Below are 826 nucleotides of genomic sequence, written 5' to 3'. Positions count from 1 at the left end.
TGCGGATGCCGTCGGTTTCGCACGCCGCGAGGATCTGGCTGAGTGCGGTGTCGTCGCCGGAGATCACGGTGGAGGTGGGGCCGTTCATCGCCGCGATGGCGACCTGACCGTCCCAGGCCGAGAGCCGCTGCTGGACGTCGTCGGCCGACAGCGCGATCGAGGCCATGCCGCCGCCGGACAGCGCCGTCAGCGCTCGACTCCGCAACGCCACGATCTTCGCCGCGTCTTCCAGGGTGAGTGCGCCGGCGATGTGGGCGGCGGCGATCTCGCCCTGCGAGTGGCCGACGACGGCGGCCGGCTCCACGCCGTGGCTGCGCCACAGTTGCGCCAGTGACACCATCATCGAGAACAGGACGGGCTGCACGACGTCGACGCGTTCCAGCGAGGTGCCGTCCGGCTCGCGCAGCACCTCAAGCAGGTCCCACTCCACATGCGGTGCCAGAGCCCGGGCACAGGCGCGCAGGTGCTCGGCGAACACCGGTGAATCATCCAGCAGCCCCAGCGCCATCCCGACCCACTGCGAACCCTGGCCGGGGAACACCATCACCACCCGGGCGTCACCGCGGGCCTGACCGGTGACCACAGCGTCGGCGGGTTCGTTCCGGGACAGGGCGTCCAGGCCCGCCAGCAACGTTTCGGGATCCTTGCCGAGGACGACGGCCCGGCGGTCGAGATGGGCCCGGGTGGTCGCCAGCGCGTAGCCCACGTCGACCGCGCTGAACTCCGAGTTCGCGGTGAGATGTTCGCGGAGCCGCGCGGTCTGTGCCTGTAGCCCGGCTTCGGAGCGTGCTGAGATCACCCACGGCACCGACCCCGACCCCGACCC

Annotated in this window: 1 protein-coding gene; it reads right to left on the bottom strand. The window is 71.2% G+C overall.

Annotation, left to right across the window (positions count from 1 at the left end):
- A partial coding sequence (locus E1283_RS36640; protein ID WP_243745359.1) for an acyltransferase domain-containing protein occupies positions 1–799 on the bottom strand: 799 nt, incomplete at its 3' end.
- Positions 800–826 lie beyond the last annotated feature (27 nt).

It is taken from the genome of Streptomyces hainanensis, from assembly GCF_004348415.1.
GTDB classification, from domain to species: domain Bacteria; phylum Actinomycetota; class Actinomycetes; order Streptomycetales; family Streptomycetaceae; genus Streptomyces; species Streptomyces hainanensis.
The sequence above is the reverse complement of the archived record's forward strand: the minus strand, read 5'-3'. Positions and strand labels throughout refer to the sequence as shown.